General features: G+C 59.6%; 27 protein-coding genes. 10 read left to right on the forward strand and 17 right to left on the reverse strand.

Annotation, left to right across the window (positions count from 1 at the left end):
• Positions 1 to 13: 13 nt before the first annotated feature.
• The 8 genes from WH299_RS28775 to puuE all read right to left on the reverse strand — a co-directional run bounded on the left by WH299_RS28775 (position 14) and on the right by puuE (position 7,253).
• Positions 14 to 799 carry an outer membrane protein OmpK gene (locus WH299_RS28775; RefSeq protein ID WP_028617274.1) on the reverse strand — a complete coding sequence of 262 codons (786 nt, stop codon included), beginning with the start codon at positions 797 to 799 and terminating at the stop codon, positions 14 to 16.
• A gap of 23 nt (positions 800 to 822) precedes the next feature.
• Entirely contained in the window at positions 823 to 1,191 is a 369-nt protein-coding gene (locus WH299_RS28780; RefSeq protein WP_126570984.1) for a hypothetical protein, read from the reverse strand.
• A gap of 58 nt (positions 1,192 to 1,249) precedes the next feature.
• Positions 1,250 to 2,596 (reverse strand): nucleobase:cation symporter-2 family protein, encoded by a 1,347-nt coding sequence (locus WH299_RS28785; RefSeq protein ID WP_016976352.1) that lies wholly within the window; start codon positions 2,594 to 2,596, stop codon positions 1,250 to 1,252.
• Between the two features lie 205 nt (positions 2,597 to 2,801).
• Positions 2,802 to 4,103: a urate hydroxylase PuuD gene (locus tag WH299_RS28790; RefSeq protein WP_028617273.1), complete on the reverse strand. Its 1,302-nt coding sequence runs from the start codon at positions 4,101 to 4,103 to the stop codon at positions 2,802 to 2,804.
• A 51-nt stretch (positions 4,104 to 4,154) separates the two neighbouring features.
• On the reverse strand, positions 4,155 to 4,658 hold the full coding sequence (locus WH299_RS28795) for an ureidoglycolate lyase (RefSeq protein WP_028617272.1): 504 nt from the start codon (positions 4,656 to 4,658) through the stop codon (positions 4,155 to 4,157).
• 119 nt (positions 4,659 to 4,777) lie between these two features.
• Positions 4,778 to 5,773 (reverse strand): allantoicase, encoded by a 996-nt coding sequence (gene alc, locus WH299_RS28800; RefSeq protein WP_028617271.1) that lies wholly within the window; start codon positions 5,771 to 5,773, stop codon positions 4,778 to 4,780.
• 41 nt (positions 5,774 to 5,814) lie between these two features.
• Complete coding sequence (gene uraD / locus WH299_RS28805) at positions 5,815 to 6,330, reverse strand: 2-oxo-4-hydroxy-4-carboxy-5-ureidoimidazoline decarboxylase (RefSeq protein WP_028617270.1); 516 nt, start codon at positions 6,328 to 6,330, stop codon at positions 5,815 to 5,817.
• Positions 6,327 to 7,253, reverse strand: coding sequence for an allantoinase PuuE (puuE, locus tag WH299_RS28810; protein WP_028617269.1), 927 nt, complete (start codon positions 7,251 to 7,253; stop codon positions 6,327 to 6,329). The genes uraD and puuE overlap by 4 nt, the downstream gene beginning before the upstream one ends.
• Before the next feature lie 345 nt (positions 7,254 to 7,598).
• On the opposite strand from puuE, the gene uraH reads away from it, so the two are divergent.
• Positions 7,599 to 7,952 (forward strand): hydroxyisourate hydrolase, encoded by a 354-nt coding sequence (gene uraH / locus WH299_RS28815; protein ID WP_028617268.1) that lies wholly within the window; start codon positions 7,599 to 7,601, stop codon positions 7,950 to 7,952.
• Between the two features lie 153 nt (positions 7,953 to 8,105).
• Positions 8,106 to 8,252: a hypothetical protein gene (locus WH299_RS28820; RefSeq protein ID WP_339497913.1), complete on the forward strand. Its 147-nt coding sequence runs from the start codon at positions 8,106 to 8,108 to the stop codon at positions 8,250 to 8,252.
• A 15-nt stretch (positions 8,253 to 8,267) separates the two neighbouring features.
• Here the strand turns inward: WH299_RS28820 and WH299_RS28825 are convergent, their stop codons facing one another.
• The 3 genes from WH299_RS28825 to WH299_RS28835 all read right to left on the reverse strand — a co-directional run bounded on the left by WH299_RS28825 (position 8,268) and on the right by WH299_RS28835 (position 10,861).
• The gene (locus WH299_RS28825; RefSeq protein WP_339551968.1) at positions 8,268 to 8,894 is read right to left on the reverse strand and encodes a LysE family translocator; all 627 of its coding nucleotides are present in this window, start codon (positions 8,892 to 8,894) and stop codon (positions 8,268 to 8,270) included.
• An 11-nt stretch (positions 8,895 to 8,905) separates the two neighbouring features.
• A complete protein-coding gene (locus tag WH299_RS28830; RefSeq protein ID WP_028617266.1) occupies positions 8,906 to 10,252 on the reverse strand; it encodes an NCS2 family permease in 1,347 nt (448 codons plus the stop codon).
• Positions 10,253 to 10,429: 177 nt separating this feature from the next.
• Complete coding sequence (locus WH299_RS28835; RefSeq protein ID WP_028617265.1) at positions 10,430 to 10,861, reverse strand: MarR family winged helix-turn-helix transcriptional regulator; 432 nt, start codon at positions 10,859 to 10,861, stop codon at positions 10,430 to 10,432.
• A gap of 81 nt (positions 10,862 to 10,942) precedes the next feature.
• Between WH299_RS28835 and WH299_RS28840 the strand changes: the two genes are divergently transcribed.
• Both WH299_RS28840 and WH299_RS28845 read left to right on the forward strand, forming a co-directional pair.
• Complete coding sequence (locus WH299_RS28840; protein WP_028617264.1) at positions 10,943 to 12,109, forward strand: aminotransferase-like domain-containing protein; 1,167 nt, start codon at positions 10,943 to 10,945, stop codon at positions 12,107 to 12,109.
• A 10-nt stretch (positions 12,110 to 12,119) separates the two neighbouring features.
• Complete coding sequence (locus tag WH299_RS28845) at positions 12,120 to 12,722, forward strand: glutathione S-transferase family protein (RefSeq protein WP_122725725.1); 603 nt, start codon at positions 12,120 to 12,122, stop codon at positions 12,720 to 12,722.
• Here the strand turns inward: WH299_RS28845 and WH299_RS28850 are convergent, their stop codons facing one another.
• On the reverse strand, positions 12,723 to 13,607 hold the full coding sequence (locus WH299_RS28850; protein WP_122725727.1) for a LysR family transcriptional regulator: 885 nt from the start codon (positions 13,605 to 13,607) through the stop codon (positions 12,723 to 12,725).
• Positions 13,608 to 13,732: 125 nt separating this feature from the next.
• Between WH299_RS28850 and WH299_RS28855 the strand changes: the two genes are divergently transcribed.
• The 3 genes from WH299_RS28855 to WH299_RS28865 are packed head-to-tail and all read left to right on the forward strand — an operon-like array spanning position 13,733 to position 16,666.
• Positions 13,733 to 15,025, forward strand: coding sequence for a CitMHS family transporter (locus WH299_RS28855; RefSeq protein ID WP_339551969.1), 1,293 nt, complete (start codon positions 13,733 to 13,735; stop codon positions 15,023 to 15,025).
• A 1-nt stretch (position 15,026) separates the two neighbouring features.
• On the forward strand, positions 15,027 to 16,352 hold the full coding sequence (locus WH299_RS28860) for an acyclic terpene utilization AtuA family protein (RefSeq protein WP_122725731.1): 1,326 nt from the start codon (positions 15,027 to 15,029) through the stop codon (positions 16,350 to 16,352).
• Positions 16,349 to 16,666 carry an AtuA-related protein gene (locus tag WH299_RS28865; RefSeq protein WP_123474422.1) on the forward strand — a complete coding sequence of 106 codons (318 nt, stop codon included), beginning with the start codon at positions 16,349 to 16,351 and terminating at the stop codon, positions 16,664 to 16,666. Before WH299_RS28860 ends, WH299_RS28865 begins: the two co-directional genes overlap by 4 nt.
• A gap of 93 nt (positions 16,667 to 16,759) precedes the next feature.
• On the opposite strand, the gene WH299_RS28870 is transcribed toward WH299_RS28865, so the two are convergent.
• Both WH299_RS28870 and folE read right to left on the reverse strand, forming a co-directional pair.
• Complete coding sequence (locus WH299_RS28870) at positions 16,760 to 17,131, reverse strand: glutathione S-transferase N-terminal domain-containing protein (protein WP_028617259.1); 372 nt, start codon at positions 17,129 to 17,131, stop codon at positions 16,760 to 16,762.
• 101 nt (positions 17,132 to 17,232) lie between these two features.
• The gene (gene folE, locus WH299_RS28875; protein ID WP_019826593.1) at positions 17,233 to 17,778 is read right to left on the reverse strand and encodes a GTP cyclohydrolase I FolE; all 546 of its coding nucleotides are present in this window, start codon (positions 17,776 to 17,778) and stop codon (positions 17,233 to 17,235) included.
• Between the two features lie 182 nt (positions 17,779 to 17,960).
• On the opposite strand from folE, the gene WH299_RS28880 reads away from it, so the two are divergent.
• Positions 17,961 to 18,497, forward strand: a complete 537-nt coding sequence (locus tag WH299_RS28880; RefSeq protein ID WP_339551970.1) for a zeta toxin family protein — start codon at positions 17,961 to 17,963, stop codon at positions 18,495 to 18,497.
• 191 nt (positions 18,498 to 18,688) lie between these two features.
• Positions 18,689 to 18,877 (forward strand): hypothetical protein, encoded by a 189-nt coding sequence (locus WH299_RS28885; RefSeq protein ID WP_126570981.1) that lies wholly within the window; start codon positions 18,689 to 18,691, stop codon positions 18,875 to 18,877.
• Between the two features lie 53 nt (positions 18,878 to 18,930).
• Here the strand turns inward: WH299_RS28885 and WH299_RS28890 are convergent, their stop codons facing one another.
• From WH299_RS28890 to WH299_RS28900, 3 genes are all read right to left on the reverse strand, one after another.
• Positions 18,931 to 19,488 (reverse strand): Smr/MutS family protein, encoded by a 558-nt coding sequence (locus tag WH299_RS28890; protein WP_122725735.1) that lies wholly within the window; start codon positions 19,486 to 19,488, stop codon positions 18,931 to 18,933.
• Between the two features lie 75 nt (positions 19,489 to 19,563).
• On the reverse strand, positions 19,564 to 19,884 hold the full coding sequence (locus tag WH299_RS28895) for a hypothetical protein (RefSeq protein WP_028617257.1): 321 nt from the start codon (positions 19,882 to 19,884) through the stop codon (positions 19,564 to 19,566).
• A gap of 141 nt (positions 19,885 to 20,025) precedes the next feature.
• Positions 20,026 to 20,616, reverse strand: a complete 591-nt coding sequence (locus tag WH299_RS28900) for a cysteine hydrolase family protein (protein WP_016976373.1) — start codon at positions 20,614 to 20,616, stop codon at positions 20,026 to 20,028.
• A gap of 239 nt (positions 20,617 to 20,855) precedes the next feature.
• Between WH299_RS28900 and prmB the strand changes: the two genes are divergently transcribed.
• Positions 20,856 to 21,764, forward strand: a complete 909-nt coding sequence (gene prmB, locus WH299_RS28905; protein WP_016976374.1) for a 50S ribosomal protein L3 N(5)-glutamine methyltransferase — start codon at positions 20,856 to 20,858, stop codon at positions 21,762 to 21,764.
• The last annotated feature ends 95 nt before the right edge of the window (positions 21,765 to 21,859 follow it).

A 21,859-nucleotide genomic window follows, 5' to 3' on the forward strand; every position in this document is an offset into this window, starting at 1 on the left:
AAATCAGCCAGGGTCAGAAGTGATACTTGACCAGGAAGCTTGCGGTGTCCTGGTTAGTCTTGAACGCACCCGAATCTTCGATCCCGTACTTGTTCTTCCAGTAGTCGTATTCAAAACCGACATACAACTGCTTGTCGCCCCAATGCAGCGCTTTACCCAGGTCATATTTGACCTGTGGGTTGAAGTGCAGGTTGGCGTGGTAAGTGCCACGGGCGTTCTTGTCGTTGTCCGTCACCCAGTCCATGAAGCCGTCGATCAACACGTCAGAGTTGCCCACGGGAATGGTGTATGACCAGACCGGAGTAATCTGCCAGACGCCGTCACCCGGACGATTGCCTTCGGTCTGGCGTTGGTAGAAGTTCAACTGGAAGTAGTCGAAGCCGGGGATGTTCAGGTCGAAGCCCGGGCCGAGCAGGTACGACTCGTTATCGCCTTCGCCAAACTCGTAAGTGAATGCCAGCAGTACGTCTTTGATCGGGCCGAACGACAGGTCTTTATCAAAGATCTTGCCGAACGACAGGCGCGGGCTTATTTCACCGTAGTAAGTACTGGGGCCGACGTTGCCGTCTTCCTTGCCGTTGTAAAAGATGCGGTCGACGAAGATAAAGTTGTCGCCGTACTTCCAGGCATCCGCATGTTCGAACGTGACGGTTTGCTGGATTTGCGGGTTGACGGTAAAGCTCTTGCCCCACAGGTAAGTCAGGCTGTTGTTCTGCCACTGCAACAGGTCACCGGCCACGGCTTGGCCACCGGCCAGCAGGGATCCCGCCAGCATCAGGCCTTTGAACATAGGTTTCATTCGGTTGCTCCCGAGTTAAAGTTTTATGGTTTTTCTTCTACGCAGGCGCTCTGGTGTGGCGCCTTTTGGTTCGCTGCAAAAATCGTCTGTTCGGTCAGCTTTAGTGCTTTTAGCAAGAGCTGCGCCAAGGTGTTTAAAAAGCCAAAAAATCCCCGTCGGCTGCATGGGATGCAGTCGAATTCAGAGGACTTTTGCGCACTTTGGCCGCAGACATAAGGCCGGGATAAGTTGGCCTTGCAGTCAGCTTTTACATTCGCTGTTTTTTTTTGAGTCGATTCGAGCGGGCGCGGAGAATACTGGCTCCCAGGCCGTGGCTCAAGTGCGCTGTTAAAGCGCGCGTGGGGCGAGAATGGGGCACGGCTTGTGGCCGGCCCCAGGTGAAGGGTGTGCATGCTTGTGTTCCCTGTTTCGTTATTGTTTTTATTCTTTGCTTTTTAGTAACAGGGGGAATCAATGCGTATGAGCGACTTCAGGGCGTTCAGCGCCACCGAGAATGTTGAACAGGATGTTCAGCGACAACGCGCTGAGCGTGGCCATGGCGATGCCACTGTGGGTAATCGGGCTCATCCACAGCGGTAGCTGCGCGAAGAACTCCGGGCGCACCACGGGGATCAGGCCCATGCCGATACTCACCGCCACCAGCAACTGGTTGCGACGGTCGGCGATGTCGGCTTCCTGCAGGATCTTGATCCCGGTCGCCGCCACCATGCCGAACATGGCGATGGCCGCGCCGCCGAGCACCGCCGGTGGAATCGATGCCACAAGGTAGGCGGCCTTGGGCAACAGGCTCAGCACAATCAGGAAGACCCCGGCCATGATCGTCACCGAACGGCAACGCACGCCGGTCATCTGCACCAGACCGATGTTCTGCGCGAAGGACGAGTGGGTGAAGGTGTTGAAGAAACCGGCAAAGAATGACGCACCGGCATCACACAACAGGCCACGGCGCAGCATCTTCGGCGTGACATCCTGGCCGGTGATCTTGCCCAGCGCGAGAAACATCCCGGTGGATTCGACAAAGATGATCACCACCACCAGGCACATTGACAGGATCGGCGCCAACTCGAACTTGGGCATGCCGAAGTGCAACGGCGTCACCACCTGCACCCACGGCGCCATCGCCAGGCCGCTGAGGTCGACCATGCCGAGCGCACCGCACAAGGCGTAACCCAGGCCCATGCCGATCAGCACCGAGATATTCACCCAGAAACCGCGCATGAAGCGGTTGATCAGCAGGATGGTGGCCAGTACCAGTGCGGCAATCGCCAGGTAGATCGGCGAGCCAAATGTGGCGGCAGCACTGCCGCCACCGGCCCAGTTCACGGCTACCGGAAACAGCGACAGGCCAATCGCGGTGATCACTGTGCCGGTCACCAGTGGCGGGAAAAAGCGCACGACCTTGGACATGAATGGCGCGATGAGCATGCCGAAGAACCCGGCGGCGATGGTCGCGCCGAAGATTCCCTGCAAGCCGATGCCGGGCATGCCGGCCATCGCGACCATGCTGCCGACGGCGGCAAAACTGGCGCCCATCATCACCGGCATGCGAATGCCCACCGGACCGATGCCGAACGACTGCACCATGGTGGCGATACCGGCGACCAGCAGGTCGGCGTTAATCAGAAAAGCGATTTCTTCACGGCTCAAACCGGCGGCCTGGCCAATGATCAGGGGCACGGCGACGGCGCCGCCGTACATCAGTAAGACGTGTTGCAGGCCTACCAGAATCAGTTGCAAGAGGGGCAGCCGCACCATGGCGGGCGCGGCAGGAATCTGCGGTTCGGCTAACTCGGTCATGCAACACCTCGGATCTTTTTTATTTTTGTTGTTTCAACAATTGTGTAGCGGAGAGCTTTGTAGTGAGCGGGCTTGCCCCGCGCTGGGTGGCGAAGCCGCCCCAATCCGGCCACCGTGCACTTCCAGACAGAATCCAGGGGGCTGGTTTTAGGGCGGCTTCGCCACCCAGCGCGGGGCAAGCCCGCTCACTACAGGACATCGTTAGCTAGTTGGTACGGGCCCCCTGATTGATCCAGGTGCCAATCAGGTCCCGTTCCTGCTGGGTCATCTGGGTGATGTTGCCCAACGGCATGATCTGGCTCGCCACGGCCTGCGCTTGAATACGCGCGGCCTGCTGCTGGATCTGTGCCGCGGTGTCAAACATCACCCCAGCCGGCGCGGTGCTGAACAGCGGGCTGGTGGGCTTGGCCGAATGGCACACGGTGCAACGCTGCTCGATCACGCTGTGGACCTGGCCGAAATCCGTGGTGGCCTGGGCCGGTGCCGGTTCAGCCGCCGGAGCGGCGGGTGCGGCCGGCGCAGCGGGTTTCAAGCCACCACCCAACGCCGTTTCCGGCAATGGCTGGTACTCGATGGCGGCGGGTGCCTTGGCCACTTCCGGTGCGGTCGACACCGGTTTTGGTCCGGTGACGTACGCCAGGCTGATCATCGCCAACGCGCCTACCGGCAAGGTCCACGCATACTTCTGGCTGTTGTGACGGGTGTTGAAGTAGTGCCGTACCAACACCGCCGCTACCGCGATACCCGCCAGGATCAGCCAGTTGTATTGGCTGCCGTAGGTGCTCGGGAAGTGGTTGCTGATCATGATGAACAGCACCGGCAAGGTGAAGTAGTTGTTGTGACGTGAACGCAACAAGCCTTTGGCCGGCAGTGCCGGGTCTGGCGTGCGGTTCTCCGCGATTGCCGCCACCAACGCGCGTTGCGCCGGCATGATGATGCGGAACACGTTACCGACCATAATGGTGCCGATCACCGCACCCACGTGCAGGTAGGCGCCACGGCCACTGAACACTTTGCTGAAGCCGTACGCGGCGGCAATCAACAGCACGAACAGGATGAAACCGAGCAGGGCAGGGCGCTTGCCCAGGGCCGAGTCGCACAGGAAGGAGTAGATGAACCAGCCGGCGAACAGTGAACCAATGCCCAGCAATACGCCTTCCGGACCACTGAGGCTGCTGCCCGGGGCCAGCAGGTACAAGGTCGGGTTCCAGTAGAACACCACGCACAGCAGCGCAATACCGGACATCCAGGTGAAATAGGCTTCCCATTTAAACCAATGCAGGTTGTCCGGCATGGTCGGCGGGGCCAGTTTGTATTTTTCCAGGTGGTAGATACCGCCACCGTGGATCGCCCACAAGTCACCGGCCAGGCCGCTCTTGGGGTTGACGCGATTGAGGTTGTTTTCCAGCCAGACGAAGTAGAAAGAAGCGCCGATCCACGCGACGCCCGTGATCATGTGAACCCAGCGCACGCTCAGGTTCAGCCATTCCATCAAATGTGCTTCCACAGTCTTTACCTCTCGCCTGTCACCCTTGTTGTCGGGTGATCAGACCTTCTCTTATTGGTGGGGGGCGAGGATCAACCGCTCATCCTCTTTGAAAAAATGCTCATCGCAGTTATTGCCTGTGCCACTGCGATCAACCACCAGGAAGTCATCCCGCTTTTCGATCGTCAGCACCGGGTGGTGCCAGACGCCGCGATGGTAATTAATGCCCTGCCTGCCGTTAGTGACGAAGGCGCGGACCAAGCCCGATACAGGTTCATCGCCAAGTGGCGCGACCACGATCAGAAAGGGGTTGCCGAGCAGCGGAATGAAAGCCTGGCTGCCCAGCGGGTGTCGTTCCAGCATGCACACGGTCAGCGGCATGTCCTGCGCGTCGGCGCGGAAGATGCTGATGATCGCGTTGTCCTCTGGCTTGGCGGTTTCCACCGTTGCCAGTTTGTGGAAGCGCATGGTCGACCCGTTGTTGATCATGAAGTGATCGCTGCCGTCGGTTTCGATAACGTCTCCGAAAGGGGCGAAGGCTTCTTTGGTCAGGGGTTCGATCATCAGTGTGCGCATGGCTGTCTTCTTATCCGAATGCTGTGTTGTTTGATCTATTGTCATCGCGGGCAAGCCCGCTCCCACACTTGGAATGCATTCCCCTGTGGGAGCTGGCTTGCCTGCGATGGGTTCACCGCTTACTTAGCTACCTTGCCCAATACTCGCAGGCGGCTCACGCCACCATCCGGGAACACATTCAGGCGGATGTGAGTAATCGGGCCCAGCGCCTTGATTTGCTCGGCAAACGTGTGTTCAGCGTGCATTTCCAGTTTCTGCGCCGGCAACAGTTCGCGCCAGAACAGCGATTGGGTTTCGATCTGGCTGTCGGTGCCGCCCTTCACGAAGGCGCCCTGGATCGAGCAGGTGTCCGGGTAGTTGCCTTTGAAGTGCAGGGTGTCGACGATGATTTTCTCGATCTCGCCCGGATGGCCCAGCGCCACAATCACCCAGTCATTGCCTGGCGTGCGACGACGTGCGGTTTCCCAACCGTCGCCCATGTTGATACCACGGCCTGGGTTGAGGATGTTGCTCATGCGGCCGAAGTGTTCATCGGAACAGGCCAGGGCACGACCGCCGTTAAGAGCGGCAGCCAGGTCGACCTGTTCGTTGTCGCCCACCGAGGACCAGTCGCGGAACGGCACGCCGTACACACGCAGACGGGCCACGCCGCCATCCGGGTAGATGTTGAAACGCAGGTGGCTGAACGCCTGGTCGTTGTTGATCTCGTGGTAGTGGTGGCTGTTGCCTTGCAGCTCGACGGCCGACAGCACTTCCACCCACTGGGTCTTGTCATCCGGCTCGCCCGAAGCCAGGAAGCAGGCTTCCAGGGACGCCGACGGCGGGAAGTTGCCGGTGAAGAATGAAGTGTCGATGTCCACGCCTTTGATGCTGCCCGGTACGCCCAGGCGGATCACAGCGCTGTCGTAGCCTTCGAAGCGCTTGCGGCGCGACTCCCAGCCGTCCATCCACTTGCCGTTGTCATCGAAAACGCCCTCCTTCCATACGGCCGGGGTCGGCTGGAACAGGCGGTTGGCGTCGGCGAACCAGTCATCGGTGACGGAGATGATCTTGGTGCCCAGGCGGGCGTCGGCCAGGTTGACGAACTTTTCGAAAGGTACGGCGTAAGCTTTCATTCTTCTTGTCTGCCTTAGAGAGAGTGGCTGGGGATGGTCGTTTAGAGGGTCAGTAATCGGAACAACGCGATCTTGTTGATCTCGGCCAGTGCACATTTGAACTCGGCCTCGACCGAGTTGTGAATGCGCGTTTCGAACGCGGCCAGGATCTGATGCCGGTTGCTGCCTTTTACCGCCATGATGAAGGGAAACTTGAACTTGGCCTTGTAGGCATCGTTCAGCTCGGTGAAGCGAGAAAACTCTTCGGCCGTGCATTGGTGAATCCCCGCGCCAGCCTGTTCATCAGTGCTGGCTTGGGTGAGTTGGCCCTGGACGGCAGCTTTGCCGGCCAGGTCCGGGTGAGCGTTGATCAGCGCCAACTGGCTGGCATGATCGGCGCTCAACAGGATGTCGCTCATGCGCTGGTGCAGGGTTTCGATCTGGTCGACCGAAGCGTCCTGGCCCAGGTCGTAGGCCTTTTCGGCTACCCATGGCGAATGTTCGTAGATATCGGCGAAGGCTGCGACGAATGCATCGCGGCTCAGGGTCGACGGTTTCAAGGTGTGAAACGCAGTCATTTCGCGGCTCCCGTGTACGGGTGGGTTTCGTGCCAGTGACGGGCAATGTCCACACGACGAGTGAACCACACCTGTTCGTGACCTTTGACGTATTCAATGAACCGCTTCAACGACGCCAGGCGCGCCGGGCGGCCGATCAGGCGGCAGTGCAGGCCAATGGAAAGCATCTTCGGTGCCTCGGCGCCTTCGGCGTAGAGCACGTCGAACGCGTCCTTGAGGTATTCGAAGAAGTCATCGCCCTTGTTGAAACCCTGCACCTGGGTGAAGCGCATGTCGTTGGTGTCCAGGGTGTAAGGGATTACCAGGTGCGGCTTGCCGGTGGGGTTGTTGGGTTCCCAGTAGGGCAGGTCGTCGTCGTAGGTGTCGCAGTCATAGAGAAAGCCGCCTTCCTCCATCACCAGCCGCCGGGTGTTGGGGCCGGTGCGGCCGGTGTACCAGCCCAGTGGGCGCTCGCCGGTCAGCTCGGTGAGGATGCGGATGGCTTCGAGCATGTGCTCACGCTCCTGGGCCTCGTCCATGTACTGGTAGTCGATCCAGCGGTAGCCGTGGCTGCAGATCTCATGGCCGGCCTCGACCATCGCACGGATCACATCCGGATGGCGCTGAGCGGCCATCGCCACGGCGAAGATGGTCAGCGGGATATCGAATTCTTTGAATAACTTGAGGATGCGCCACACGCCGGCACGGCTGCCGTATTCGTACAGCGACTCCATGCTCATATTGCGTGCGCCTTGCAGCGGCTGGGCCGAGACCATTTCCGAGAGGAAGGCTTCGGACTCTTTGTCACCGTGCAGGATATTGCGCTCGCCACCTTCTTCGTAGTTGAGTACGAAAGACAGCGCAATGCGCGCCTTGCCCGGCCAGTGGGGGTGAGGAGGGTTACTGCCGTAACCGATCAGGTCGCGTGGGTAGTCAGCGCTCACTGCAGTCTTCCTTCTTGTTCGTCGTGTTAGCGATGAGTGATTGTATACAACTTATCGCGCACTTTGTAAGCCTACATTTCTGCATTTTTTCTGCAGGGCTCTAGATGAATGGTGTAGCAAGAAACTTGCCTGGTTGGTCAGCTAATGGACAAAAGGTCGTTTAAAAGCAAGGATTACTCATCGATTGTGCCGTTGAGCAACGCAGGCAGGTAGATCCATAGGTTTGTGATTTTTATTGTGTACAATTTTTTTAAAAAGTGTCTTAATCAGCCATCGCCGGCTTTTTCGCTGCCCTGAAAAAGTGCGGACCACTCTTCTACTGACTATGGGAGGCGCGTAGACGCCATGGGACGTTTGACCACACACGTTTTGGATGCTGCACACGGCTGCCCCGGCAGCGCAATCAAGGTTGAGCTGTACCGCGTCGAAGGCGCGCAGCTGGAACTGGTCGCCACCGCCGTCACCAACAGCGACGGCCGTTGCGACGCGCCCTTGTTGCAGGGCGATGATTACCGCAGTGGTGTGTACCAGCTGCAATTCAGCGCCGGTGACTACTATCGCGCCCGTGGTGTGCAACTGCCCGAACCGGCCTTCCTGGATGTGGTGGTCCTGCGCTTCGGCATCAGCGCCGAACAGGATCACTACCATGTCCCGCTACTGATTTCGCCCTACAGCTACTCCACCTATCGCGGTAGCTAGCGTCACCTCGCTTCACACCCCCAAAGCTCTTCGTTGGTTTTTCGCCCGCCCACACTGCGGGCTTTTTTTCGTCTTGATCTCTGGTTAACTGTCTACCTCTCCCGCCGTGCGTCGTTCACCTAGCCTCTGGTTTGCAATGCCAAGGAGGCATTCATGAGCACGGCATGCAGCGGTCGGATGCCTGGTTCCAGGCGGGCAGCCCTCGCGCAGGGGCGCCTGGTCAACGTGCTGGCGGGTATCCAGCACGATGACCATTCGCGGACGTTCACGGTGTTTTTCGTCAAGCTTGAAGGTATCTGAGTGCCTGCGCCTGCTTCAGCGACTGAGCAGCGACGCCGCGCCAGCCCCGCCGAACAAGGCGGCGCTGGCGCGGTTGAACCAGTTCTGGCCTTTGCCGCTGCGCAAGTACCGCGCAGCGCCATGGGCGCTCAGGCCGTAGGTCAACTTGCACAACAGGTCGAGTACGGTCCAGGTGGCGATCATGATCAGCAATTGCGGGAGAAAGGGCTGCGTGCCATTGAGAAACTGGGGCAAGAAGGCGGCGAAAAACAGGATGTCCTTGGGGTTGCTCGCGCCCAGTACAAACGCTCGGCCAAACAGCGTGCGAAAGCGTGGGGTGGCGATGGCCTGGGGCACTACGGCACCTTGCGCCGGCTGGCGCGATTGCTTCCAGCTCTGCCAGGCGAGGTAAAACAGGTAGAGCGCGCCGACAATTTTCAAGGCGCTGAACACCTGCTCGGAGGCCAGTAGCAGAGCGCCCAGGCCCAGGGCCGAGGCGCTCAACAGGCAGATCGAGGCAAACACCCCACCGAGAAACGCTGGATACGAACGGCGCAGGCCGAAGTTGAGACTGTTGCTGATCATCAGCAATGACAGGGGCCCCGGGATCAGGATCACCACCAATGCCGCGCCGCTGAACAGTAGCCAGGTTTCCAGGTTCATCCGTTACTCCTTTATAGAAATATGAATTTGGCGATAAAGATCGCGCACAGCACCCATAGGCTGACGGAAATCTCACGGTACTTGCCAGTGCCGGCCTTGAGCGCCACGTACGTGATAAAGCCCAAGGCAATACCGTCAGCAACCGAAAACGTCAGCGGCATCATGATTGCCGTGACGATCGCGGGAATGCTGTCGGTGGCTTCATCCCAATTGATATGGGCCATGCTCGCCATCATCAGCATCGCAACGTAAATCAGCGCACCGGCGGTGGCATATGCCGGGATCATGCCGGCCAGCGGTGCAAAAAACATCGCCGCCACAAACAGCACGCCCACGGTCACGGCGGTGAGCCCGGTGCGACCGCCAGCGGCCACGCCAGCAGCACTTTCCACATAGCTGGTGACAGGCGGCACACCGACCATCGCACCAAACACACTGGAGGCACTGTCGGCCTTCAATGCACGGGAGAGGTTATCGATCTTGCCCTCGGCATTGACCAACCCGGCCCGTTGCGCGACGCCCATCAGTGTACCTGCGGTATCAAACATGTGTACAAAAAGAAATGCGAATACAACGCTTATCATGCTGACATTGAATACACCTTTAATGTCCATGGCCATCCAGGTCGGCGCCAGGCTCGGCGGGGTGGAGATCATGCCGTTGTAATGCACCAAGCCCAGGCCCCAGCCAGCGAGCGTCACGGCGATAATGCTGATCAGGATCGCGCCGAACACACGGTGGTAGCTGAGGATGGCGATCAGCAGAAAGCACACGGCCGCGAGCAGTGGCGCGGGTTCATGCAGTGAACCGAGCTTGATCAGCGTGGCCGGGCTGTCGACGATGATGCCGGCGGTTTTCAGGCCGATCACCCCTAGGAACAGGCCCACGCCCGCGCCCATGGCATGACGCAGGCTGACGGGAATGCTGTTGAGCAACCATTCACGCACTCGCGAGAGCGTCAGGCCCATGAACAGCACGCCGGAGATAAACACCGCCCCCAGCGCGGTTTCCCAGGTGTACCCCATGGTGCCGACCACGGTGTAGGTGAAAAACGCGTTCAGGCCCATGCCCGGCGCCAGGCCCACCGGCCAGTTGGCATACAAGCCCATCAGTAGGCAACCCAGCGCGGCGGCAATACAGGTGGCAACAAATGCCGCGCCGTGGTCAATGCCTGCGTCGGCCATGATGTTGGGGTTGACGAAGATGATGTACGCCATGGTGATGAAGGTGGTAAGGCCGGCGATCAGCTCGGTCTTCACTGTGGTGCCATGCAAGCGCAGTTTGAACAGGCGTTCCAGCCAGCCGTTCTGTGAGGGGGCAAGGTCAAGCGTCGGGGCTTCGGATTTGCGGCTATCCACAGCGAGTACTCCTCAAGAGTTTTATTGTTATTTCCAGCGCCGGTCACGGGTGTGGGCAACAGCGCTTTGAGGTACTGGCGGGTTTTGTTGACCAATAGGTCAGGAACTCGCACGAGGCGAATTATGCTTTTGTATACAAATAAAGCAAATAATGTTTTCGAATAGCGGTGTGAAGGGCTAGTTCGCGCTCAATGCCTGATTGACGGCCAACCATCCTGTGACTGCCTCTTCGCCCGCCTCACTGAACGCGCGTTGCAACAGTTTCACCTGTTCACGGCGCAGGGATTGCTCGAAACGCAGGCCTTCGTCGGTCAATTCCAGCAGGCGTTTACGTTTGTCGGTTTCGGATGCAACGCTGTTCACCAGGTGCATTTCCTGCAATTGGCGCAGCGGCATGTTCAGCGCCTGCTTGCTCACACCGAGCAACTCCAGCAGTTCCTTTACGCTCAAGGCCGGGTAGCGCGCGATAAAAAACACAATGCGCTGGTGCACCCGGCTCAGGCCACGGCGCTCCAGCATTTCGTCGGCCTTGGCGGTAAACGCCTGGTAGCCGAAGAAGAACGCTTCCATGGCTGTTTGCTGGGCGGTGGGATTTTTAAGGTCAAGCATATTGACGTATCCGTGTGAGTCGTCGTAATTTCGGTCAACTAGTTTGACGTATTTCCCACAGGCTTCGCTACCGGTGACCTTATGGCCTTCTCTGAACGTGTTACGCGCCTCAAAAGCTCCTTGATCCGTGAAATCCTCGCGGCGGCCCAGCGCCCGGAAGTGATGTCGTTCGCCGGTGGCCTGCCGGCCGAAGCCATGCTGCCTGCGCTGAACTGGGACGACATGCCCCTCAACATCGGCCAATACGGCATGAGCGAAGGCGAGCCACAGTTGCGCGAATTGCTTGCCGCCGAAGCGCGTGCACTCGGCGTGCCGTGCCAGGCCAGCCAGGTGCTGGTGGTCAGCGGTTCCCAGCAAACCCTGGACCTGGCGGCCAAGCTGTACATCGACAAAGGCACGCAGATTCTGTTGGAAGGCCCGACTTACCTGGCCGCCTTGCAGATCTTCCAACTGTTCGGTGCCGATTGTCTCACCGTGCAACTGGAAGCCGATGGCCCGAACCTGGCCGCGTTGCGCGCCAACCTCGAACGCCATCGCCCGGCGTTCATCTACCTGATCCCGACCTTCCAGAATCCGTCCGCCGTACGCTACAGCGAAGCCAAGCGCGAAGCCGTCGCTGCGCTGCTCGATGAATTCGGCGTCACTCTGATTGAAGACGAGCCCTACCGCGAACTGACCTTCGACGGCGGCAGCGCCAAACCCATCGTCGGGCGCCTGAAAAAAGCCAGTTGGATCTACACCGGCACCGTGTCCAAGACCCTGTTGCCGGGTTTGCGCGTCGGCTACCTGATCGCCAGCCCGGACCTGTTCCCGCACTTGCTCAAGCTCAAGCAATCGGCCGATCTGCACACCAATCGTGTTGGCCAATGGCAGGCGATGCAGTGGATCGGCAGCGAAAAATACCAACGGCATCTGGTGGAACTGCGTAGTTTTTACCGCCAGCGCCGCGATGCATTCCAGGCGGCGCTAAAGTGTCACTTCGCCGATCTGGCCGACTGGCAAGTGCCCCAAGGTGGATTATTCTTCTGGCTGACCTTGAAACAGCCACTCGACACCCGCACCTTGTTGGCGCAAGCGCTGGAACAGAATGTCGCGTTCATGCCCGGTGAACCGTTCTTTTCCGAGCCGGACCAACATCATGGTTCTCTGCGGCTCAATTTCAGCCATATCGACCCGGCCCGCCTCGACGAAGGTCTCAAGCGCCTGGCCGCGGTTGTCCGTCAAGCACAGCACGCGCAAGCGGCATAAGGGGAGCCCCATGTACAAGGTTTATGGCGATTACAAGTCGGGCAACTGCTACAAGATCAAATTGATGCTCAGCCTGTTGGGCATCCCATACCAATGGGTGGATGTGGACATCCTCAAGGGTGACACCCAGACCGCCGAATTCCTGGCGAAGAACCCCAACGGCAAGATCCCCGTGCTGGAACTGGAAGACGGCACCTGCCTGTGGGAGTCCAACGCGATTCTCAACTTTCTGGCCGATGGCAGTGAATTCCTTCCGTCCGAACCGCGCCTGCGCACGCAAGTGCTGCAGTGGCAGTTCTTCGAGCAGTACAGCCACGAGCCGTACATTGCTGTGGCGCGGTTTATCCAGTTTTACCTGGGGTTGCCCGAGGATCGCCTGGAGGAATACAAGAAGCTGCACAAGGGCGGTTACAAAGCGCTCAAGGTCATGGAGCGCCAATTGCAGCTGACGCCGTACCTAGTGGGCGATCAGTTCTCCATCGCCGATGTGGCCTTGTATGCCTACACCCATGTGGCGAATGAGGGTGGTTTTGAGTTGGATGCTTATCCGGGGGTGCAGGCGTGGTTGAAGCGTGTTGCCAGCCATCCCAAGCATGTGCCGATGCTCGATTGATCACCCGCGCAATTCGTTGCTCAATAACTCGAAACACCGCTGCGCCGCCGGGCTCAGGCCCATCCCGCTGCGACTGATCAACCCGATCTCCCGGTTCACGCCGGGATGATCGATGTGGATACGCTTCAATCCTTCCAGGCTGTCCGCCGCCGACTCTGGCAGCAGACTGATCCCCAACCCCTGACGCACCAGTGCCAGCACCGTCGACATGTAGTTGGCCTCCATGCCGGCGTTCATTGTCAGGCGTGTTTCATCGAACAGCGCATCCACTTGTTCGCGCACGCTGCTGTCGCGACCGGTGAGGATGATCGGCTGGTCTGCCAGTTGTTCCAGGGTCAGTGTGCGATGGCGAGTCAGCGGATGGTCCACCGGCACGAACGCACACAAGCGATCATTCAACACCGGCACGAATTCCAGGCCGTGGCTGAGCCGTGCGCGCACGCCGATGCCGAAATCCACCTCGCCGGAACGCACTTGGGCATGAATGCGATGGGCCACCAGGTCATGCAGGCGCACTTCGATCCCGGCAAAGCGCTCGCGAAACACGCGTAGAACCGGCGGCAATGTGCCGGCGCATACGGAGGGCAGGGCAGCGATAGTGACCACGCCTCGGCGCAGGGCGGCAAGGTCGCGGGAGCCGGTGACGATGTTGTCCAGGTCCAGCAGCAGTTTTTCCATGGGGCCACGCGCGTCCTGGCCCGCAGCGGTGATGCTGACATGGCGCGGGCTGCGGTCGAGCAGGGCGACGCCGAGCCAGTCTTCCAGCTGTTGCACCTGTACGGTGAGCGCAGAGGGCGACAGGTGCAACTCGTTGGCGGCCTTGGTGAAACTGCCGGTGCGAGCGACGGCGAGGAAAGCCTGGATGTGTTGGATGCTGTTTTTCATGAGCGCAGCTTCATTTTGTTTTTCCGAACACTAACGGGTGAATATTCCAATTTACAAAGATTAACCCGCTTCCAATACTCCAGGGAAAACAATAACCGGCCACCAAGGCCGCTCTGGAGTAACCCATGCTCGCTACCCTGGGTGTCATCACCATCCTGTGCCTGCTCGCTGCCGTCATGAGCAAACGCCTTTCGCCACTGGTGGCCCTGATCGCCCTGCCGATCATCGCCGCGCTGCTTGGCGGGTTCGGCCTGCAAACCAGCGCCTTCATCATCACCGGCATCAAGAACGTCGCCCCCGTGGTGGGCATGTTTGTGTTTGCGATCCTGTTTTTCGGGATCATGACCGATGCCGGCATGCTCGACCCCATCATTGATCGCATCCTGCGCACGGTAGGCACGCGTCCTACACGCATTGTCGTAGGCACCGCGACCCTGGCGCTGCTGGTGCATTTGGATGGCTCCGGCGCGGTGACCTTTCTGGTGACGGTGCCGGCGATGCTGCCGTTGTATACACGGCTGGGCATCGATAAACGCATCCTGGCTTGTGTTTGCGCGATGGCCGCCGGGGTCAACTTCTTGCCGTGGACCGGTCCGGTGCTGCGTTCCTCTGCGGCTCTGCACGTGCCGGTGGCGGACCTGTTCCAACCGTTGATCCCCGTGCAGATTGTTGGCCTGATCTTTGTATTCGCCTGTGCCTGGTGGCTCGGCCGTCGCGAAGAGAAACGCCTGGGCCTCGGCGCTGGCTCCACCGTGGATGCGGTGCCGCAACGGGTACTGAGTGACGATGACATCAAGCTGCGTCGCCCGCGCCTGTTCTGGGTCAACCTGATCCTGACCGTGTTGGTGATGGTGGTGATGATTGCCGGTTGGGTCGATCCGGTGGTGATGTTCATGCTCGGCACGGTGGTGGCGCTGTGCATCAACTACCCGAACGTCGACGCCCAGCGTGCCCGCATCGACGCTCATGCCAAAACCGCCCTGACCATGGCCAGCATCCTGCTCGCCGCCGGGGTGTTCACCGGCATCATGCAGGGCACCGGCATGCTCAAGGCGATTGCCGAAGTGGCGGTGGCGCAGATTCCGGCCGGCCACGGCAAGTTGATCCCGGCGGTGGTGGGCTTCATTTCCATGCCACTGAGCATGCTGTTTGACCCGGATTCCTACTATTTCGGCGTGATGCCGGTGATCGCCGAAATCGGCAAGGCCCTGGGCGTCGACCCGCTGCAAGTAGCCCAGGCCTCGTTGCTGGGTGTGCACACCACTGGCTTCCCGGTCAGCCCGCTGACCCCCGCGACCTTCCTGTTGGTGGGCCTGTGCAAGATCGAACTGGCCGATCACCAGCGCTTCACCATTCCGTTTCTGTTTGCCGCGTCGGTGTTGATGACCCTGACCGCGTTGCTCCTGGGAGTTATTTGAGATGAAAACCTTGCGCATCGGTTCCGGCGCCGGCTATTCCGGCGACCGTATCGAACCTGCCGTGGAACTGGCCGAGCGGGGCGACCTGGATTACCTGGTGTTCGAATGCCTGGCCGAACGCACGATTGCTTTGGCGCAACAGGCGCGAATCAGCGATCCAGAGGGCGGTTACGACCCGCTGTTGAGTGAGCGTATGCGCCGCGTGTTGCCTTTCGTTGGCGTGAAAGCCGGGCGTCGTCGCTTGCGGGTGATTACCAATATGGGCGCGGCCAATCCGGTGGCAGCGGCCAGTGAGGTGCGGCGAATCGCCAAAGAATTGGGCCTTGATCTCAAGGTGGTCGCTGTCGTCGGCGATGATGTGTTGAGCGTGTTGCAGCCCGAGTGTTTGCTGGATAACGGCCAGACGGTCGGTTCCTTGGGCGCACGACTGATTTCCGCGAATGCCTATTTGGGCGTCGACGGCATTCTGCAGGCGTTGAAGGCCGATGCGGACGTGGTGATCACCGGGCGTGTGGCTGACCCCTCGCTGTTCCTGGCACCGCAGATGTTTGCATTCGGTTGGGCAGCGGACGATTGGCAGCGTCTGGGGCGCGGCACGTTGGTGGGGCATTTGCTTGAATGCGCCGGGCAAGTCAGCGGCGGCTATTTCGCAGATCCTGGCTTCAAGGATGTGGAGGAGCTGGCGCGCCTGGGTTTCCCCTTGGCCGAGATCGCTGAGGACGGTGAGGCGGTGATTACCAAGGTGGGTGGGTCCGGCGGGCGGGTCAGCCGTGCGACCTGCACTGAACAGCTGATCTATGAAGTGCACGACCCGGCGGCGTACCTCACGCCTGACGTGACGGCCGATTTCTCTCAAGTGAGCTTCGTTGAGGAAAGCGTCGACCGCGTGCGTGCCCGAGGTGCAGACGGCCTTGCGCGCCCCGAAAAGTTGAAGGTCAGTGTCGGCTATCTGGACGGTTGGATAGGTGAAGGGCAGATGTCCTACGGCGGTCCCGGCGCTGTCGCACGGGCGCAGCTGGCTCGGGATGTCGTCCTCAAGCGTCTTGAACTGATGGGCGTGAAGATGCAGGACGTGCGTGCTGAGTTGATCGGCATGGACTCGCTCCACGGTCCGCGCAGCACGGTCGAGCCTTGGGAAGTGCGCCTGCGCGTGGCGGCTCGCTGTGAGGAGCGCGGTGAGGCGGTTCGGGTGGGCAATGAAGTGGAAACCCTCTACACCAACGGCCCGTCGGGCGGCGGCGGCGCCAGCAAAAGCGTGCGTCAGGTGGTGGCGGTAGCGTCGTTGTTGCTGCCGCGCGATAAGGTCAACCCGAGGATCGAAGCATGAAGCTGCAGATGCTGGCCCATTCCCGCACAGGGGATAAGGGCGACACGTCGAACATTTCGATCATTGCTTATCGTGTCGAGGACTACCCACTGCTCTGCGAACAATTGACGGCCGAGCGCGTGGCCGAGGTTTTCGCGGGGTTGCGTGAGCCGGGCGCGGCGCCTGTACGGCGCTATGAATTGCCGAATGTGCAGGCGCTGAACTTCGTGTTGCCGGGCATCCTGCGCGGCGGCGTCACCCGCTCGCTGGCGCTGGATGCGCATGGCAAATGCCTAGGGTCCGCGCTGCTGGATCTGGATATCAACGACCTGTAGGAGCCCGGCTTGCCGGCGATGAGGCCCCAACGCCAGACGGCGATTTTACGGACGCCATCGCCGGCAAGCCGGGCTCCTACAGGTGGGGGGCTGTCAGACTGCTGCGAAACGCTTATCGAGGTAATCAATGATCACCTTGGAGTCATACATCCAGGTGGTCTGGCCATTCTCTTCGATACGCAGGCACGGCACCTTGATCTTGCCGCCTTGCTCCAGCAGGGTCTGGCGGTCCTGGTCGTTATTCTTCGCATCTTTCAGCGCGACGGGCACATTCAGGCGGTGCAGGGTGCGGCGGGTCTTCACGCAGAACGGGCAGGCGTGGAACTGATACAGCGTCAGCTCTTTGGCCGCTGCATTCACCTGTGCCTGTTGCTCGGCGGAACGCTGCTTTTTGCGTGGGCGGGTAAGAAAGTCGCCCGCGATGATGACGTGGCCGAGGCCCACTCGAAGTGCTTTGACGAACATGGCTGAAACCTCTTGCCCATGAAGAAGGGGCCGCAGCTTACCTCAATTTTGCAGGCGAAAAAAAACCGGCGATGAACGCCGGTTTTTTTGTACACAGCCTGTTACTTGATTAGGCTGAGGAATTCGCTGCGGGTGGCCGCGTTTTCGCGGAACTCACCCAGCATCACCGAAGTGATCATCGACGAATTCTGTTTCTCCACACCGCGCATCATCATGCACATGTGCTTGGCTTCGATCACCACGGCTACGCCCAGGGCACCGGTCACTTGCATCACCGCGTCGGCGATCTGGCGGCTGAGGTTTTCCTGGATCTGCAGGCGGCGCGCGTACATGTCGACAATCCGCGCAACCTTGGACAGGCCCAGCACTTTGCCGCTCGGGATATAGGCTACGTGCGCCTTGCCGATGAACGGCAGCAGGTGGTGTTCGCACAGCGAGTACAACTCGATGTCCTTGACCAGCACCATTTCGCTGTTGTCGGAGCTGAACAAGGCACCGTTGGTGACCTCTTCCAGAGTCTGCTCATAGCCGCGGCAGAGGTACTGCATCGCCTTGGCGGCACGCTTTGGCGTGTCGAGCAGGCCCTCGCGGGAAACGTCCTCGCCGAGTTGGCCGAGGATCGCGGTGTAGTTTTGTTCCAATGTCACAGGACTGTTTCCGTATGGGTTTCAGAACGGTACGGTATATGCCTGTACCAATGTGAAGCGTTTTTCAGCGCGGATACCGCATTGAGCGCCGGTGATTGGCGCATATAGTAGCGTAGGTGCGCCGACAGTTGTATTCCTGGGCGATGCCGATGTTAGAGTCGGCCTCCGTTGAGGGGGACGTGATGACACCATTGGAACGAAGCATTTCTGAGCGTGCAGTGCTCTTTGCCAAGGAAAATCGGACACGAATAGCCCGGCAATTGGCCTGCTTGAAAAGGTATCCGGCTGACGAATTTCCGGTATCAGTATTCATGGCTGGCTTCCCAGGCGCAGGTAAGACAGAGGTTTCGAAGTCCTTTATTCGCTTGATGGAAGCGAGTGGCGCCACAGCTCTTCGGATCGACCCTGACGACTTTAGGGCGTATTTCCCGGAATACACAGGTGGGAACTCGAGTCTTTTTCAGCGGGGTGTAACCGTTATCGTTGAACGGACCCTCGATCTGGTTTATCAACAGCGCCAGTCGTTTCTTCTGGATGGGACACTCGCGAATCTTGATGTGGCCAGAAAGAATATTCAACGCGCGCTCGATAAAGGCAATCGAACGGCTCAAGTCATTTACGTTTATCAAAAGCCCGAGCTGGCATGGGAGTTTGTGTTGGCACGGGAGGCTATCGAAGGGCGGAATATCCCTTGCAATGAGTTCGCTCGTCAGTTCTAAGCATCGAAGGCGACGGTTTGCCAGTTAAAGCGCGAGTTTCAGGGGCGTCTTCAAGTCGACGTGTTGATCAAGGACACAGACGGTGGCGATGCAGAAATCGGCATTGACCTTTCAGCCGAGGAAATTGACGAGTTGGTCAGGCAGCCCCACCATCCAGATCAACTTGAGAAAATTTTGACTGGAGCAGCCTTATGAAAGGCGAAATCACGGACGCAGTAGAAAGCTATCCAGCGACGACTATGTCAGATTTTTTCCGGAACTGTTCGGTAGAGGAAAAACGGGCGGTGTATCGGAGCGCCGCCAATACGGCGATTACGATGCAAAAAGCCTTGATTTCTTTAGCGAAAGAAAAAAAATCAAGGGAGTTTAGTAGTAACTAGAAATCCAGCTCCCCGAACAAAGAGCCCAGCCTTAGCGCTGGGCTTTTTCATGTCTACTCATCGCGCCCTTCCATCATCGTACGCTTGAGCATCACATACACCGCCCCCGCGCCGCCGTGGCGGGCCTGGCATGAGGTAAAGCCGAGCACCTGGGCATGCTGGCGCAGCCAGGTGTTGACGTGGCTTTTGATCATCGGGCGCTTGCCGTCCAGCCGCACAGCCTTGCCGTGGGTGACGCGTACGCAGCGGATTTCGAACTTGGTGGCTTCAGCCAGGAAGGCCCACAGGGTTTCCCGGGCTTTTTCGACATTCATGCCATGTAGGTCAAGGCTGCCTTCGAACGGGATCTGGCCGGCCTTGAGCTTGCGCATCTGGCTTTCCTGCACGCCATCGCGGGCCCACATCAGCTCGTCTTCGGGGCCGACGTCGATCACGAACTGGTCCGACAGGCCATCCACGGTGGCGGCATCGGTGCGCACGGTCGCTGCCTGACGCAGCTTGGCGATCTGCGCCCGGTCGGCCTTGGGTTTGCCGGTGTCGGCGCGGTCGTGCTTGATCGGCTTGACGCCGCGCAGCTCGTTTTTGAACAGGGAAAAATCGTCGTCTTGCATGTTGGCCTCCGCGAAGGGCGGGCAGTTTACCTAAATCGCGGCGGCCAGGGCGCAGGAAACGCTATCCAAGCGCCATCAGTCGTGCTTTTTCATCAGGTGTGAAGCGATGTTCAGCGACAACGGCTGACGCATTTTCCGACGGCTGCGCCGCCATAACCATACGCCCAACCACAGCACCAGCAGCCCGATCACCAACAGAATCGCCGAGCCGCCAGGGCTGGCATTCAATTCACCAAGGGCCGGCGAGTGACCAAACAAACCGGCGCCACCAGCGCCGGCCAACAGCAAACCAACTATCGCCAGCAACGCGGCAATGCCGGCCACCAGGCGCAGACGCCAGTTGCTCGGGCCCTTGGGGCGCAAGCGACGAGCGTCAAAACCATCGGATATCTTCATTCCGACCTTTCCTCCAGGGTATCGGCCCTTCGACCGGACAATACACAGGTTGTTCCGGGGCGAGGGCTAAATGCGCCAAATGAAAGGGCTTTGCGGATGAGCGGGGCCGTAAACAGGCCGCGCCGCTCATCTGAAGGTCGATCAGATCAGATCTTTGGTCAACGCCAGGGTGGCGAAGTTGTCGGCCATGATGGCCATTTCGGTTTGCTGCACGTGCTCGGCGCTGAGGATGCCACCTTTGTAAGGCAGGTCGCGGGTGGCGCAGGCGTCTTCCACGAGGGTGCAGCGAAAGCCTAGGTTCTTGGCGGCGCGCACGGTGGTGCTGACGCTGGAGTGGCTCATGAAGCCGCAGACGATCAGGTCCAGGGAACCGAGGTCCTGCAAGTGTTTTTCCAGGCCGGTGCCATGAAAGGCGCTGGGCAGCAGCTTGCCGATGATGGTTTCGTCGCCTTCAGGCTCAAGGCCCGGAATGAATTCGCCGCGCTCGCCCTGTGGATCGAACAGACCACCCACGGTGCCCAGGTGACGTACATGCACGATCGGGCGCCCGGCGTTGCGGGCGGCTGACACAAGTTGCTTGATATTGCCGACGGCCGCGTCCATGCCCGAGAGGGCGAGCGGGCCGTTGAGGTATTCCTTCTGGGCGTCGATGATCACGAGGGTCGCATGGCTGAGGTTCGCTGCTGCGTAACCACGACCGCTGAGTTGAAACATCGTCTTTGGAACGGACATTCTGGGGCTCCTGTGAGGGGGGCTTTTGCGACATTGTCCACTGGCTGAGCGGTTCTGTGAATCGCTACCATCGTAAGGTACGCCGTTGTTGACGTGCAGCCATGTCAAGAGGTGGGCCTGTTTAACACAATGATGGCATTTTGGATGAAATCCGACGGATGGCGACGGGTTTTCGTACATCGTCGGTACAGGTGAAGGCTGTTAGAATCGCCAGTCGTTTTTTCCAGGAGCTTGCCCCCGTGACCACTTCCCGCCTGCGCACCTTGCGCGACCATATCCGTTGGGCTGTCAGCCGTTTCCATGGGGAAGACCTGTTTTTTGGCCATGGCACCGACAATGCCTGGGACGATGCCCGGCAACTGGTGCTCGGTGCCTTGCACTTGCCGTGGGAAATTGCCGACAGCTACCTTGATTGCAACCTGGAAGAAGAGGAAGTCGCCCACCTGCAACGCTTGTTGCATCGCCGCATCCACGAACGCGTGCCGACACCTTACCTGATCGGCGAGGCCTGGTTCTGTGGCATGTCGTTTATCGTCGATGAACGCGTGCTGATCCCGCGTTCACCGATCGGCGAACTGATCGAAAACCGTTTCGAACCCTGGTTGGCGCAGCCACCGGCACGCATCCTCGACCTGTGCACCGGTTCCGGTTGCATCGGTATCGCGTGCGCCTATGAGTTCCAGGACGCCGAAGTGGTGCTGGGGGACTTGTCCTTCGAAGCCCTGGAAGTGGCCAACCAGAACATCGAACGCCATGGCGTCGATGAACGTGTCTACACCGTGCAGGGTGACGGATTCGACGGCCTGCCGGGCCAGCGCTTTGACCTGATCGTGTCCAACCCGCCGTATGTGGATGCCGAAGACTTCGCCGATATGCCTGACGAATACCAGCACGAACCGGAACTGGGCCTGGCGTGTGGCGATGATGGCCTGAACCTGGTGCGGCGCATGCTGGCCGAAGCGGCGGACCACCTCACCGAGAAGGGTTTGCTGATTGTTGAAGTGGGTAACAGCCAGGTGCACGTCGAGGCGTTGTACCCGGAAGTGGACTTTGCCTGGCTGGACTTCCAGCGCGGCGGTCACGGGGTGTTCATGTTGACGGCTGAGCAGTGCCGTCAGCATCAGGCTGTCTTCGCTGCCCGAGTGTGACGCACACCTTGTAGGAGCCCGGCTTGCCGGCGATTGCGTCCACAAGATCGCCCTCGCAGGCAAGCCAGCTGCCACATTGAATGGGGGTTCAACAG

The sequence above is a fragment of the Pseudomonas sp. MYb541 genome, assembly GCF_037479595.1.
Taxonomy (GTDB): Bacteria; Pseudomonadota; Gammaproteobacteria; order Pseudomonadales; family Pseudomonadaceae; genus Aquipseudomonas; species Aquipseudomonas canadensis.

Excerpts from the sequence above, each read along its gene's own strand:
- WH299_RS28775 (WP_028617274.1), bottom strand. The coding sequence starts at position 799 with ATGAAACCTATGTTCAAAGGCCTGATGCTGGCGGGATCCCTGCTGGCC.
- WH299_RS28780 (WP_126570984.1), bottom strand. The coding sequence starts at position 1,191 with ATGCACACCCTTCACCTGGGGCCGGCCACAAGCCGTGCCCCATTCTCG.
- WH299_RS28785 (WP_016976352.1), bottom strand. The coding sequence starts at position 2,596 with ATGACCGAGTTAGCCGAACCGCAGATTCCTGCCGCGCCCGCCATGGTG.
- WH299_RS28795 (WP_028617272.1), bottom strand. The coding sequence starts at position 4,658 with ATGCGCACACTGATGATCGAACCCCTGACCAAAGAAGCCTTCGCCCCT.
- alc (WP_028617271.1), bottom strand. The coding sequence starts at position 5,773 with ATGAAAGCTTACGCCGTACCTTTCGAAAAGTTCGTCAACCTGGCCGAC.
- uraD (WP_028617270.1), bottom strand. The coding sequence starts at position 6,330 with ATGACTGCGTTTCACACCTTGAAACCGTCGACCCTGAGCCGCGATGCA.
- uraH (WP_028617268.1), top strand. The coding sequence starts at position 7,599 with ATGGGACGTTTGACCACACACGTTTTGGATGCTGCACACGGCTGCCCC.
- WH299_RS28820 (WP_339497913.1), top strand. The coding sequence starts at position 8,106 with ATGAGCACGGCATGCAGCGGTCGGATGCCTGGTTCCAGGCGGGCAGCC.
- WH299_RS28825 (WP_339551968.1), bottom strand. The coding sequence starts at position 8,894 with ATGAACCTGGAAACCTGGCTACTGTTCAGCGGCGCGGCATTGGTGGTG.
- WH299_RS28835 (WP_028617265.1), bottom strand. The coding sequence starts at position 10,861 with ATGCTTGACCTTAAAAATCCCACCGCCCAGCAAACAGCCATGGAAGCG.
- WH299_RS28840 (WP_028617264.1), top strand. The coding sequence starts at position 10,943 with ATGGCCTTCTCTGAACGTGTTACGCGCCTCAAAAGCTCCTTGATCCGT.
- WH299_RS28845 (WP_122725725.1), top strand. The coding sequence starts at position 12,120 with ATGTACAAGGTTTATGGCGATTACAAGTCGGGCAACTGCTACAAGATC.
- WH299_RS28850 (WP_122725727.1), bottom strand. The coding sequence starts at position 13,607 with ATGAAAAACAGCATCCAACACATCCAGGCTTTCCTCGCCGTCGCTCGC.
- WH299_RS28855 (WP_339551969.1), top strand. The coding sequence starts at position 13,733 with ATGCTCGCTACCCTGGGTGTCATCACCATCCTGTGCCTGCTCGCTGCC.
- WH299_RS28860 (WP_122725731.1), top strand. The coding sequence starts at position 15,027 with ATGAAAACCTTGCGCATCGGTTCCGGCGCCGGCTATTCCGGCGACCGT.
- WH299_RS28865 (WP_123474422.1), top strand. The coding sequence starts at position 16,349 with ATGAAGCTGCAGATGCTGGCCCATTCCCGCACAGGGGATAAGGGCGAC.
- WH299_RS28870 (WP_028617259.1), bottom strand. The coding sequence starts at position 17,131 with ATGTTCGTCAAAGCACTTCGAGTGGGCCTCGGCCACGTCATCATCGCG.
- WH299_RS28880 (WP_339551970.1), top strand. The coding sequence starts at position 17,961 with ATGACACCATTGGAACGAAGCATTTCTGAGCGTGCAGTGCTCTTTGCC.
- WH299_RS28885 (WP_126570981.1), top strand. The coding sequence starts at position 18,689 with ATGAAAGGCGAAATCACGGACGCAGTAGAAAGCTATCCAGCGACGACT.
- WH299_RS28890 (WP_122725735.1), bottom strand. The coding sequence starts at position 19,488 with ATGCAAGACGACGATTTTTCCCTGTTCAAAAACGAGCTGCGCGGCGTC.
- WH299_RS28895 (WP_028617257.1), bottom strand. The coding sequence starts at position 19,884 with ATGAAGATATCCGATGGTTTTGACGCTCGTCGCTTGCGCCCCAAGGGC.
- WH299_RS28900 (WP_016976373.1), bottom strand. The coding sequence starts at position 20,616 with ATGTCCGTTCCAAAGACGATGTTTCAACTCAGCGGTCGTGGTTACGCA.